The sequence below is a fragment of the Flavobacterium sp. UBA6195 genome, from assembly GCF_002422095.1.
Taxonomy (GTDB): domain Bacteria; phylum Bacteroidota; class Bacteroidia; order Flavobacteriales; family Flavobacteriaceae; genus Flavobacterium.
Genome location: NZ_DITB01000107.1, coordinates 1 through 13609, shown reverse-complemented (window position 1 = coordinate 13609; position 13609 = coordinate 1). Strand labels below are relative to the sequence as shown.

Here is a 13609-nt window from a genome sequence, read left to right as displayed (position 1 = left end):
ATGAAAATACATTTTAAGAATAATCTTTTAAACATGGTCACGATTTTTGTCGTGACTATGTTTTTTTCATGCGAAAGCGACATCAATAAAGTTCAAAAACTTAGTAAAACATCTTTTATCCCTTCAGGTGAAGCTGATACTATTAACTTAAAATATACAGATTCTGGACAAATTAAATCAATACTAAAAAGTCCTAAAATGTTAGATTATGGCAATATAATCAATCCTTTCACAGAATTTCCAAAAGGTATTAATGTTACACTTTTTGATAACAAAGGAAATATCACAACCATTGTAGCAGATTATGCCATATCATACAAAAAAACCAGCATAATAGACCTACAGGGAAATGTAAAAATTAGTTCAGATACTGGTAAAAGATTAGAAACGTCACAACTGTACTTTGACCAAAAAAATGAATGGTTTTTTACCGAAAAACACTTTAAATATACTGATGAAGCTGGCGGTTATTTAGAAGGCCCTGGAGTTGATTTTAGTAAAGATTTCAAAATTTTTAATATGCAACAAAGTAGTGGTGAAGTAAACACTATTGATCAATAATTGTTTTACATTTTACTTTTCATTACATTTGATAAAAATAAAATATTATGACTTATTTAAAATTTATACAATATATTTATTTAATTTTCGCAGGGTTCTTTTTTTATGATGCTTTTAAAAAATACACAGAAGGAAGACCTTTTAATGATATTCTATTAAGTATTATTATTGCTATAGTGGCTATAGGAATGTTCTTTTTTAGAAGACATTTTCAAAACAAATATCAAAACAGAAAATAGCTAAATGGAAATTGCTATTATTGTAATTTGTTTATTGCTTTCAGCGTTCTTTTCAGGAATGGAAATTGCTTATGTTTCTTCAAACAAAGTATATTTATCTATCGAAAAGAGACAACAAAACTTTAATGCATCTATTTTAAACAAACTTACCGAGAAACCATCTCAGTTTATTACCTCAATGCTCGTTGGAAACAATGTAGTATTGGTGATATATGGAATTTACTCAGGTGATTTAATCATTGATTGGCTAAATAATTATTTTGAACTAACTGCATTCGTTGGATTACTTCTACAAACTTTAATATCAACTGCGATAATTTTATTAACCGCAGAATTCCTTCCCAAAGTTTTTTTTCAAATTTATGCCAACTCGTTTATAAAATTCTTTGCCGTTCCTTCTTATTTTTTCTATCAACTATTTTTTTGGCCAACAAAATTTATCATTTGGATATCAGATACTATTTTAAAGAAATTTTTTAAAACTCCAGGAGATCAAGTACAAAATTACTTTAGCAAAGTTGAACTTGGAAACTACATCTCTGAACAAATGAACAATGTATCTCAAGAAAATGAAATTGATTCTGAAATTCAAATATTTCAAAATGCATTAGAATTTTCTGATTTAAAGGCAAGAGATATTATGACACCAAGAACAGAAATTAGTGGTATTGACTTATTAGATTCAGTCATAGAGCTAAGAGAAACTTTCATAAAAACAGGTTATTCTAAATTACTTATTTACCAAAATTCAATAGATGATATTTTAGGTTATGTCCACTCATTTGAATTGTTCAAAAAACCAAAAACCATCAAAAGTATCTTAATCCCAGTTGAATATATTCCAGAAACTATTTACATAAAAGATGCTTTAGATTTATTAACAAAAAAAAGAAAAAGCATAGCTGTAGTGTTAGATGAATATGGTGGTACTTCTGGAATTATTACTATTGAAGATATCATAGAGCAACTATTTGGTGAAATTGAAGACGAACATGATTTAGATGAAGAATTAATTGACGAATCATTAGATGACAACAGCTATTTGTTCTCGGCAAGACTTGATGTAGAATATTTAAATGAGAAATACAACTTAGAAATTCCTGAATCTGATTCCTATTCAACTTTGGGAGGTTTTATTGTGAATTACACAAAAGAAATTCCAATCAATGATGAAAAAATAAACATCGAAAATTTTGAAATAATCATTCATTCAGCAAGTAATAAAAAAATTGAATTGGTTCGTTTATCTGTAAAAGAAGAAAAAAGATAAAAAATCTTTCGAATTTTCAAGTAAAATATGAGTTTACTATTTTATTATTAAATAGATAATTGTATTTTCGCCCTCTGAAAAAAATTAAACACAAATAAAAATGGCAGTTTTATCTAAAATTAGACAACGTTCATTCTTCTTAATTATTATCATTGCTTTAGCATTATTCTCATTTGTTTTAGCGGATGTAATTCAAAGCGGAACTTTCAATTCTAGTACAAACAATGTTGGTTCTGTGAACGGAACAGATATTGAAGCTCAAGAATTTATGCAAAATGTTTCAATGATTGAAAAGCAAGGACAAGGAACTACTTCAACACAAGCAATGAATAGCGCTTGGGAACAAGAAGTTAGAAAAATCATCCTTTCAAGTGAATTTGAGAAATTAGGATTAAAAATTGGAAACGAACAATTAATTAATGTTATCAAGCAAAATCCAAATTTAGCTCAAAATCCACAATTCTTAAATGCAGCTGGACAGTTTGATGAAAATAAATTCAAAGAATTTTTAAAAGGAATTAAAAATGCTCCTGATCAATCACAATGGTTAGAATGGAAAGAATTTGAAAAAAACATTGAGAGATTTGCTGTTGAGCAAATGTATAACACCATGATTAAGTCTGGAGTATATACCACAAAAGCAGAAGGTAAATTTCAATACAAAACTGAAAATGACAAAGCTGACTTTGAATATATTTCAGTAGCATTTTCAACAGTAAACGATGATCAAGTTAAAGTAACTGATGCTGAGATTATTGATTTCATGAAGAAATCTCCAAAAAAATACAAATCAGATAATACAACAAGCATTGATTTCGTTTTAGTAGAAAACAAACCATCAAAAGAAGACGAACAAGCAATGTTATCTTCTATTGGAGAAATAAGAGCTAAATTTGATTCTGTTGCTAATGTTGGTGAATTTGTTAATGCTAATTCTGACATTAAATTTGATTCAACTTACTTAGCCAAAAAAGATTTACCTTTAGATTACCAAGAACAATTATTTAATCTTCCTGTAAATGCTATATATGGACCATACGTTTTTAATGGACATCAATGTATATCAAGAATGATTAAAAGAAAATCAAATGCTAGTGTAAAAGCAAGTCATATTTTATTAGCTTACAAAGGAGCACCACAATCATCAGCTACAAGAACAAAAGAAGAAGCTCAAGCTTTAGCTAATGATTTATTAGCCCAAGCAAAAGCAAATCCAGGAAACTTCGCTATGTTAGCTATGACAAATTCTGACGACCCAGGATCTAAAAACAATGGAGGTGAGTATGATAACATTATGCCTGGCCAAATGGTACCAAAATTTAATGATTTTGTATTTAACAACCCTATCGGAACAATTGGAGTTGTTGAAACTGAATACGGATTTCATGTTATTAAAGTTTTAGACAAGTATGATGCTGTGCTTATGGGAACGGTTGCCCAAAAAATACAACCTTCTGAAGCAACAATAGATGCAATTTACACAAAAGCAAGCCAACTTGAAGCTGATGCAAATGAAAATAAAGATTTCGCTGCTGTAGCTAAAAAAGCTGGATTAGAACTAGTTCCTGCGACTAACTTAAAAGGTTTTGACGAATATATTCAAGGAATTGGCTCTCAAAGAGAAATCATAAGATGGTCATTCAATAAAGATACCGAAATAGGAGATGTTAGACGATTTGATGTTCCTCAAGGTTTTGTGATTGCAAAATTAAAAGACAGAAACGAAACAGGTTTATTACCAATTGATATTGCTAGACAATCTGTTGAACCTCTTATTAAAAATCAGAAAAAAGCTGAAATTATCAAGAAAAAAATGAATGGAAGCTCATTAGAAGCAGTTGCAAAATCTTCTGGTGCTTCAATACAAATTGCTACTAGTATTTCTCTGAAAGCACCTGTACTACCAAACATTGGTAATGAGCCTAAAGTAGTTGGAAAAGCATTTGGTTTAGCTTCTGGAAAAACTTCCGAAATTATCGAAGGTAATTCAGGCATGTTTATGGTAAGAGCTAAAACCGTAACTAAAGCTCCAGAAGTTACTAGTTACGCAACTTATATTACACAAGACAGAAGTCAAAATCAATCTTATGCTATCTCTAAAGCTTATATTGCTTTAAAAGATAAAGCAGAGATTAAAGATTATAGAGCTAACTTCTAAGAAGAATTTAATATAATAAAAAAAGGCTATCCGAAAATCGTGATAGCCTTTTTTTTATTTAATTTGTTTTATAACATAGGTCACAATACCCCAAATTATAAATTCGTTATGTGGTTCTATTTGAATGGGAGCATAATTTGGATTTTCGGGCATTAAAAAAATAGCTTCATCAGTTTTCTTGATTCGTTTTACTGTAAACTCACCGTCTATAAAACAAACTGCTACAGCATTATTTCTTGGCTCAATACTTCTATCAATTACTAAAATATCGCCATCATCAATTCCTGCTCCTATCATGGAGTTTCCACTTGCCTTGGCATAAAAGGTTGCTTCTTTGTTCTTAATCAACAAATGATCTAAACTCACTTTTGATTCTTCAAAATCAGCTGCAGGCGAAGGAAATCCCGCTTTAATTTCACTCGAAATAAATGAGGTTTCAATCGGATTTTCAAAATCAGGGACGAAAAAAGTTATTTTGGAATTTACTTGCATTTTACTTCTAGTAATTCGTTAAAATTCGTAGTATATCGATTGGATAAATGATTCTGTTTCATTTTCCAAGTACGTTTTAAATCTTGTGACGCTAATCTAAGTTTACGTTCACCTGTTTTCGCTTGAACAGCATCCATAACCTCCATGAGTTTTTGGTATTTGGGATTCTCCTCATCAAAAAGTTTAAACTGACGTTGAGAAGAAGGCACAATCTCTGTGACAATAACACCTGCTTTTTTATAAGGCATTCCTTCTTGAAACAAATCTTTCAGCATAGAAATCGCCATTTGACTGATTGAAAAAGAGGTGTTAGATGGAAAAGGTAACGTTTGCATGCGATAAAAACTATAACGCTCCCCATTAGCTTTAAACTTATCTTTTCGCAAATACAAAATAACAGCATTACAACACGAGTTTTGCTTACGTAATTTCTCAGAACAAACAGAAGCAAAAGTTACAACTCGCTCTTTGAGTTCATTAAAATCAGTAATATCTTTCTCGAAACTTCTCGTTACAGCGATATTTTTCTTTACCTTAGGTTCTTCCATTTCTAATACAGATTTCCCTTCTAATTCATACTTCAAACGCATGCCTACTACTCCCATTTCTTTGCGAATAAAAGCTTCGTTATGCGGAAGTGTAAAATCATAAGCCGTATTAATGTTTTTTGCTTGCATTTTTTTGGTTAAACGAAAACCAATGCCCCAAACATCTTCAATTTTAGTCCACTTTAAGGCTTTGATTCGTTTTTCCTCGGTATCGATAACATAAATTCCATTTGTGCGTTCTGGAAACTTCTTAGCGATTTTATTAGCTACTTTTGAAAGTGCTTTTGTAGGCGCAAAACCGATTCCAATAGGAATACTCAACCATTTCAAAATTCTGTGTTGGATTTCGGCACCATACGCGTTAAAATCGAGAATTGTCATTCCTGAAAAATTTAGAAAAGCCTCATCAATACTATACACCTCAACATTGGGCGTATAATTTTCTAAGATTTTCATCACTCTATGACTCAAATCGCCATACAAAGCATAATTGGAAGAAAAAACGCGAATATCATATTGTTTTATCAAATCGCGAACTTGGAATTCAGGTGCACCCATTGGAATTCCCAATGTTTTAGCTTCGTTACTACGCGAAATGATACAACCGTCATTATTAGACAAAACCACAACAGGTTTACCATTTAACTGAGGCTGAAAAACACGTTCGCAAGAAACGTAAAAGTTATTACAATCGACTAAAGCATACATTTTGTAAAGTTACTTCAACTTTCACAAAAAGAAAATGAGTCAATTGTTAATGTTAATAAATTATCGCTTTAAAGAAAAGTGAGCTTTAAAAATTTGTTTAGTCGTTCCATTCTGAGGTAAATATTCCACCGTAAACCAATAATCCGTAGAAGGCAGTTTTTCACCATTATAAATTCCATCCCAACCTGAACTAGCAGGCGACATTTGTTTCAAGAATTTACCATAACGATCAAAAATATTAATCATCGCATCAGGTTGATGACGTAAATCCCAAATGTTCCAATTGTCATTAACTCCATCTGCATTAGGTGTGAAATAATTTGGATAATTAATGATATAAATTGGACCTATAATTGTTGGCGAACATTCACCCAAAATATCATAAATATTGACGTAATATTCTCCCGTAGGCAAATTAGTAAATACATTACTCGATTGATATTCGGTTATACTACCATCAGGATAAACCAATTGATAGAGATAATCTCCAAATAATCCACCGGTTAAATTCACTGTAATGAAAGTATTGTTTTCAAACGGAGTACTTACCGTAAAATCAGCCACAGCTGGACTCGATTGTATAATAGTCACCGTAGTTGTGTTGTAATTACAATTAGCTCCTACATCTGGTGTTAGTTTGATAAATTCAACCGTATAAACTCCTGCTTGTGAAGCAGTGTAAGTTGGACCAGTTCCCATTAAATTACCATTCAAATACCAATTTACAGTAAAAAACGCTGGACTTAAGCCCGAATTCATTGTGAAAGTTCGTAATACATCTCCTGTTTGAGAATCCACACAAATAATTCCGCCTTGAATAGTAATATCAAGTAGAGGATGAACAGTGAATGTAAATGAAATCTCGTCGTTACAATTTGGATTACCAATTGCCGATGCATACACATAATACGTATACGTACCTGGAGTAGTAATATTCAGATTTGTAATTAAATCTGCAGCATTTCCTCCTGATTGCGAATAATAACCAATATTGTAAGTTGTTGATGGTAGTGCAGGCAACACATAATTTTCGCATTCTTCAATATCGAAAACCAATCCTAAAGCAGCTAAATTTGGCGTTTCGGAAACGATGATATCAAAACTATCTTCTTGTGTACAAATAGTTCTATCGCCATTCACTGCGTAAACATAGATAGTTGTTGTTGTATTTGGCGTATTGAAAATGGTTCCTGGTGGCACAGGATTTACTCCATTAGGACCATAAAAATATCCAATAGTATAATTAAACGGTGTTGGCGCTACATGTGTTAAGGCTGGTAATTGATAATTATCAAATTCACAAACTGGTGGAGCAGTATAATCAGGCAAATTGATTCCATTATAAGTAATCGTGAAAGGACGATTGATTTCGCAACCTGTTGTAGTATCAATGTTATACAAATAGAAAGTTTGCGTAGTATCAAACGTTTGAGAAGATGACACAACTGTTCCTCCTCCGCTTGGACCTCCCGGTGCTGTATAAATTGTTCCGTTTACTGGTGCTGGAATCGTGTAAGGATTACATTCTGTTCTACCAATAATATTATCTGCAGCAGGAAATGGATTAATACTAATAGTAAAAGAATCTTCATTGGAACATAATGTAGTTGACCCATCTGGATTATTAAATATTTGTTCATTGTAAACATAGTAAGTTCCAGGATTCAAATGAGTTCCAGATAAATCTATAATATCACCAGCAAATAATTGTTGCTGTCCAAATGCTGTGGGACCACCTGACAATGTGTAATAAGCTCCATGTGACAAAACAGGTAGAACAAATTCTCCACATCGAGGTCCATCAGGAATATCATCAACTAATGGCGTGGGATGAATAATAATATTGTAATTTAAATTGCTAGTACAATTAGGCAAAACAGATGTATTTGTAAAATAATAAACCACTTGGTTTGATGTTATAGGAATATTAGGGTCTACCGAGACACCTGACCCATTAGGACCTGTAAAATAACCTCCAAATGTAACTGGAGGCAGAACAAATCCTTGTTGAGAACACGCATAAACCGTAGAAAATAAAGTAGTATCTACTAAATTAATCACAATATCATTTGACTCAATACAAGTTCCTAGCAAACCTTGACTTGTTGTGTGTGCTAAAGAATTAACGACATAGTAGGTTCCCGGGAAGTTGGGCCCGGCAACACTAATAACATTTCCTGCATTCAAAGCTATCCCTCCTCCATTTGGATCTGTGTTATAATTTCCATTAGTTAATGGTGGCAAAACATAAGAATCACATGTTATAACATCTGCAGGATCATCTACCAACGGCACTGGATGTATAAAGAAAATAAATTGCTCATCCCTACAAAATACACCATTTACCTCTGCATAATAATATAAAGTTTCTGTAATAGTTACTGTTGTTGTATTCAAATATTCTGTTCCTGCTGGAACAATAACACCGGTACCTGTTGGACCACCTGGCTGTGTATAAAAATTACCGATACCTTGTGGCGGAAAAGGAACAACAAATCTACCACAATGATCCAATCGCGGCGTATACTCATCAATTAAAGTCAGATTAAAACTTTCTTCATTTGTACAGCCATTTGCATCTGGGCCTGCAAAAATGTAATACGTTCCACCATCAACTAAAATATCTCCGATATTAAATTGCACTTGACCAGGAGTTGTTGGACCACCTGGTAAAAGATAATAGGTCCCATTCACAATCGTTGGCAAAGTAAATTGACTACATTCAATTGGATCTGGAATATCATCAACTACAGGAAGCGGATTAATTGTAATAACAACAGAAGTAACATCAAAACAATTTGGATTTGAATTATCTTGAATTCGGATTCCAACGGTAACTGTAGTAATACCATTTGGAATTGAAATCGAAATTATAGGATTAGTTCCTGAAGCAGCATCGCCTAAAGAATTATGATAAGTTACTGTATAATTTGTAGACGATTGCCCATTTAAAACTTCATTTGTTGTTGTAGCACTAAAAGAATAAGTCGTACTTCCTTGACCTTCACAAACTGAAACTGGATTAGGTTGTGTTGCAACGACAGCATTTGTTACAATTAAATCAAAAGTATACTCAGCATCACAAAAATTACCTGTTATGGTATTAAATATTTTAATGTAAATCGTTTGTCCACCAGCACTCGGATAAGATACTAAATTTCCTGCTGGAATTGGATTATTCGCCACTATATCAGCTGGCGTTTCATAATAAAAAACATCATAAATAGCAGTATCTATTCCTAAAGCAGCTTCATTGTTTGTAGTTAGATCAAAATTATAAGTTGCTACTCCAGTATTACAAGTTAATAAATTAGATGGATTTGTAACTGCTAAATCGAAAAAAACGATGGTATCCGTAATCGTACAAGTTCCTCTAACAGCTTCAACAGTGTAAGTTCCGGCATGAGTTACTGTATAAGTAGAATTTGTTTCACCTGGAATGGAATTTCCATTTTCGTACCAAGTTTATGTGAAGGTATTATCTAAATTTGTATTCAACAAAACTTCATCTCCAGAACAAATAATTTGATCCGAACCTAAATCTAAAGTCGTAGTAAAACTTCCTGCGGCTATAAAAACCGCAGAGTCAAAACCAGTATTGGCATAATCTCCAATTACCAATCGAATTCTATAAGGGGTATTAGGAACAACAGCCGAAGAAGCATTCATAACCAATGTTTGTCCTCGCATATTTAATGCTGAAGTTGGATTTCCAACATTATATGTTCCAAAAAAAGTTGGATTTACAGAAACGCAACTATTGTTTGGACTGGAAGGATCGTTATAAATACTATTTCTAATAGTAGTAACCGAAACTGGTGTACTTGTACCCGGAATGACTGCTAAATTTGTTGAAACTCCCGTAGATAAATCGGTTAAAACAAAAGCAAAAACATCACTGAATTCACATTGATAAAATCCATACTCATTAGATGCAAACAAAAAATTAAAACTAAAACTATTCGAAAGCGGAATAAAATCAAACTCTAAAAATTCGGCATTTACAATTGGACTTGTTCCGCCATTATTATTACTTAAATTTTGCAAAAAAGCATCTCCAGAAACAGTAACAGAACTACTCAAATTAGCACCAGAATATTGACCTTGTGTAAAAGTCGCCACACCATTTCTAATAATTACTCCTTCCGAAATAGGAAAACTAGAACCATTTTGATTAAAATAAGCAACCGCTTGAGTGGAAGAAACCGAAATATTTGAAACTTCAACACAAGAATTTCCTAACAACAAATCAACTAATTGTGCGGGTGAATTTGTAGTATTGTCAACTGTTATTCCTTGTGAAAAGATACAAGTTGAATACAAAAAGGCGAATATATAAAGTAAGTTTTTCAAGATTTATGGGGGATTTAAATCATTGACATAAATATAATCAAAAAAAGCAAATCAAATATTATTAAACACAAAAAAGTTTGAATATTAAAATATATTCAAACTTTTTGTTAATTATTTAATTTTTATCTAATCGTTTAGTTTTAAAACAGCCATAAATGCTTCTTGCGGAATTTCTACGTTTCCAACTTGACGCATACGTTTTTTTCCTTTTTTCTGTTTTTCTAAAAGTTTACGTTTACGCGAGATATCTCCACCATAACATTTCGCTGTTACGTCTTTTCTCAAAGCTTTAATAGTTTCACGTGCGATAACTTTAGCTCCAATTGCAGCCTGAATTGGAATATCAAACTGTTGTCTTGGGATTAATTCTTTTAGCTTCTCACACATTTTTTTACCAATGTTGTACGCATTACTTTCGTGAATTAAAGCCGAAAGCGCATCCACAGGTTGTGCGTTTAATAATACATCTAAACGTACTAATTTTGATTCGCGCATTCCAATTGGATGATAATCAAAAGAAGCATATCCTTTAGAAACTGTTTTTAATCTATCGTAAAAATCAAACACGATTTCCGCTAATGGCATATCGAAATTTAATTCCACACGCTCGGTTGTTAAATAAGTTTGATTTGTAATTAAACCACGCTTTTCGATACACAGACTCATTACGTTTCCTACGAAATCAGCTTTTGTAATGATGGTTGCTTTGATATATGGTTCTTCTACTCTATCTAATTTTGAAGGTTCTGGTAAATCGGATGGATTATTTACAATTAAGATTGTATCAGGTTCTTTTTTAGTGTACGCATGATACGAAACGTTAGGAACCGTTGTAATAACCGTCATATCGAACTCACGCTCTAAGCGTTCTTGGATAATTTCCATGTGCAACATTCCTAAGAATCCACAACGAAAACCAAATCCTAAAGCTGCCGAACTTTCCGCTGCAAATACTAATGAAGCATCATTCAACTGAAGTTTCTCCATTGAAGCACGTAAGTCTTCGTAATCTTCTGTATCTACTGGATAAATTCCGGCGAAAACCATTGGTTTTACATCTTCAAATCCTTGAATGGCATTTGTAGTAGGCTCTTTGGCGTCGGTAATTGTATCACCAACTTTTACCTCTTTTGCTTCTTTAATTCCTGAAACTAAGTAACCAACATCTCCAGTCGAAATGACATTTTTTGGAACTTGATTTAATTTCAATGTCCCAACTTCATCCGCATAATATTCATTCCCAGTAGCCATGAATTTAATCTTCTGACCTTTTTTGATTTCTCCGTTAAGTACACGGAAAATAACTTCAATTCCTCTAAAAGGATTGTAATGTGAATCGAAAATTAACGCTTGAAGTGGTTCATTTGGATCGCCTTTTGGTGCTGGAATTTTCTCAATAATAGCTGCTAAAATATTTTCAACACCAAAACCTGTTTTTCCAGAAGCGTGAATAATATCTTCTAATTTACATCCTAATAAATCGATAATATCGTCACTAACTTCCTCTGGATTAGCACTTGGTAAATCTACTTTATTTAAAACTGGAATAATTTCCAAGTCATTTTCTAACGCCAAATATAAATTCGAAATCGTTTGTGCCTGAATACTTTGCGCTGCATCTACAATCAACAAAGCACCTTCACAAGCGGCAATCGAACGAGAAACCTCATACGAGAAATCCACGTGACCTGGAGTATCAATTAAGTTTAAGATATAATCTTCGCCTTTATATTTATACTCCATTTGAATGGCGTGACTTTTTATGGTAATCCCACGTTCGCGCTCTAAGTCCATGTTATCTAGTAACTGAGCTTTTTCTTCGCGAGCCGAAACCGTTTGTGTAGCACTCAACAATCTGTCGGCTAACGTACTTTTTCCGTGGTCAATGTGTGCAATAATGCAGAAATTTCTAATGTGTTTCATTCTTCAAGTTCAATGTCAAGTTCAAATTTCTATAGCAATTCTTTCGAACAATTAATCCGCAAATATAAGCTAAAGTTTTGATTGTATATCAACAAAAAGCAATACCAAATACCAAAAAAAGCATTAACCACATAGAAACATAGATTTTCAATAAATATCCTGAGGAATTCATAGTAATTACATTTGAACATAAGTTATACAATAATAAAATCTAGGCAAACTATCTCAAAGCGAAGCTTTTATTTTTCAATCCAAAGCAACTATGTTTCTATGTGGTAAAATTTAAAAAAACAATAATTAAAAAATCTTATTGTATTTTTGCAAAAAAATTGAAGCACCATGCCTAAAATTGGTAACATCATACTACCCGACTTCCCTTTATTATTAGCCCCAATGGAAGATGTAAGCGATCCACCATTTCGTCGTTTATGTAAACTACATGGTGCTGATTTGATGTATTCTGAATTTATTTCTTCAGAAGGATTGATTCGTGATGCGATGAAAAGTAAGCAAAAATTGGATATTTTCGATTACGAACGTCCAGTTGGAATTCAGATTTTTGGTGGTGATGAAGAAGCGATGGAAATGAGTGCTAAAATTGTAGATACGGTTCAACCTGATTTGGTTGACATCAATTTTGGTTGTCCTGTTAAAAAAGTCGTTTGTAAAGGTGCTGGAGCAGGGGTTTTAAAAGATGTAGATTTGATGATTCGCTTAACAAAAGCCGTTATCAAAGGAACCAGTTTACCTGTTACTGTAAAAACGCGTTTGGGTTGGGATGAAAATTCGATTAATATAGATGAAGTTGCCGAACGTTTGCAAGATATAGGCGTGCAAGCTTTAACAATCCATGCCAGAACTCGTGCACAAATGTACAAAGGGCATTCGGATTGGTCGCACATTCAACGTGTGAAGGAAAATCCTAGAATTACGATGCCGATTTTTGGAAATGGCGATATCGATTCTCCTGAAAAAGCATTGGAATATAAAAACAAATATGGTTTAGATGGTATGATGATTGGTCGCGCTGCGATTGGTTATCCTTGGATTTTTAATGAAATTAAGCATTATTTCGCCACAGGAGAAAAATTAGCTCCACCAAGCATGAATGACCGAATTGAAGCCGCAAGAAATCACTTAATTTGGAGTATTGAATGGAAAGGCGAACGCTTAGGAATTAACGAAATGCGTCGTCATTATACCAATTATTTCAAAGGCATTCACGGTTTTAAAGAATACAAACAAAAATTGGTTACCACAGATGGTATCAATCAATTATTAGATGTATTTACTGAAATTGAGCAGGTGTATGCGGATTATGTTTTTGAGGGGTAAACCTCTACCCATGATACACCCT

Annotated in this window: 10 protein-coding genes; 5 read left to right on the top strand and 5 right to left on the bottom strand. The window is 32.8% G+C overall.

Annotated elements, in window-relative coordinates; genetic code table 11:
* The 4 genes from lptC to B4I81_RS09730 all read left to right on the top strand — a co-directional run bounded on the left by lptC (position 1) and on the right by B4I81_RS09730 (position 4228).
* The gene (gene lptC, locus B4I81_RS09745; RefSeq protein WP_291110145.1) at positions 1 to 561 is read left to right on the top strand and encodes an LPS export ABC transporter periplasmic protein LptC; all 561 of its coding nucleotides are present in this window, start codon (positions 1 to 3) and stop codon (positions 559 to 561) included.
* Positions 562 to 608: 47 nt separating this feature from the next.
* Complete coding sequence (locus tag B4I81_RS09740; RefSeq protein ID WP_291110143.1) at positions 609 to 800, top strand: hypothetical protein; 192 nt, start codon at positions 609 to 611, stop codon at positions 798 to 800.
* Positions 801 to 804: 4 nt separating this feature from the next.
* Positions 805 to 2070, top strand: coding sequence for a hemolysin family protein (locus B4I81_RS09735; protein WP_291110140.1), 1266 nt, complete (start codon positions 805 to 807; stop codon positions 2068 to 2070).
* 100 nt (positions 2071 to 2170) lie between these two features.
* Positions 2171 to 4228 (top strand): peptidylprolyl isomerase, encoded by a 2058-nt coding sequence (locus B4I81_RS09730; RefSeq protein ID WP_291110138.1) that lies wholly within the window; start codon positions 2171 to 2173, stop codon positions 4226 to 4228.
* A gap of 54 nt (positions 4229 to 4282) precedes the next feature.
* Here B4I81_RS09730 and B4I81_RS09725 read toward each other — a convergent pair whose 3' ends face one another.
* The 5 genes from B4I81_RS09725 to lepA all read right to left on the bottom strand — a co-directional run bounded on the left by B4I81_RS09725 (position 4283) and on the right by lepA (position 12252).
* A complete protein-coding gene (locus B4I81_RS09725) occupies positions 4283 to 4720 on the bottom strand; it encodes a LexA family protein (protein WP_291110136.1) in 438 nt (145 codons plus the stop codon).
* Positions 4711 to 5976, bottom strand: a complete 1266-nt coding sequence (locus tag B4I81_RS09720; protein ID WP_291110134.1) for a Y-family DNA polymerase — start codon at positions 5974 to 5976, stop codon at positions 4711 to 4713. Before B4I81_RS09720 ends, B4I81_RS09725 begins: the two co-directional genes overlap by 10 nt.
* Positions 5977 to 6036: 60 nt before the next feature.
* Positions 6037 to 9162 (bottom strand): T9SS type B sorting domain-containing protein, encoded by a 3126-nt coding sequence (locus tag B4I81_RS09715; protein ID WP_291110132.1) that lies wholly within the window; start codon positions 9160 to 9162, stop codon positions 6037 to 6039.
* A gap of 279 nt (positions 9163 to 9441) precedes the next feature.
* Positions 9442 to 10329 carry a choice-of-anchor L domain-containing protein gene (locus tag B4I81_RS09710; RefSeq protein WP_291110130.1) on the bottom strand — a complete coding sequence of 296 codons (888 nt, stop codon included), beginning with the start codon at positions 10327 to 10329 and terminating at the stop codon, positions 9442 to 9444.
* Between the two features lie 126 nt (positions 10330 to 10455).
* The gene (gene lepA / locus B4I81_RS09705; RefSeq protein WP_291110127.1) at positions 10456 to 12252 is read right to left on the bottom strand and encodes a translation elongation factor 4; all 1797 of its coding nucleotides are present in this window, start codon (positions 12250 to 12252) and stop codon (positions 10456 to 10458) included.
* A gap of 339 nt (positions 12253 to 12591) precedes the next feature.
* Between lepA and dusB the strand changes: the two genes are divergently transcribed.
* Positions 12592 to 13587 carry a tRNA dihydrouridine synthase DusB gene (dusB, locus tag B4I81_RS09700; RefSeq protein ID WP_291110124.1) on the top strand — a complete coding sequence of 332 codons (996 nt, stop codon included), beginning with the start codon at positions 12592 to 12594 and terminating at the stop codon, positions 13585 to 13587.
* Positions 13588 to 13609: the final 22 nt, after the last annotated feature.

Bases quoted from the DNA above. Each gene is read 5' to 3' on its own strand.
- dusB (WP_291110124.1), top strand. From the start codon at position 12,592: ATGCCTAAAATTGGTAACATCATACTACCCGACTTCCCTTTATTATTA.
- lptC (WP_291110145.1), top strand. From the start codon at position 1: ATGAAAATACATTTTAAGAATAATCTTTTAAACATGGTCACGATTTTT.
- B4I81_RS09735 (WP_291110140.1), top strand. From the start codon at position 805: ATGGAAATTGCTATTATTGTAATTTGTTTATTGCTTTCAGCGTTCTTT.
- lepA (WP_291110127.1), bottom strand. From the start codon at position 12,252: ATGAAACACATTAGAAATTTCTGCATTATTGCACACATTGACCACGGA.
- B4I81_RS09740 (WP_291110143.1), top strand. From the start codon at position 609: ATGACTTATTTAAAATTTATACAATATATTTATTTAATTTTCGCAGGG.
- B4I81_RS09720 (WP_291110134.1), bottom strand. From the start codon at position 5,976: ATGTATGCTTTAGTCGATTGTAATAACTTTTACGTTTCTTGCGAACGT.
- B4I81_RS09730 (WP_291110138.1), top strand. From the start codon at position 2,171: ATGGCAGTTTTATCTAAAATTAGACAACGTTCATTCTTCTTAATTATT.
- B4I81_RS09725 (WP_291110136.1), bottom strand. From the start codon at position 4,720: ATGCAAGTAAATTCCAAAATAACTTTTTTCGTCCCTGATTTTGAAAAT.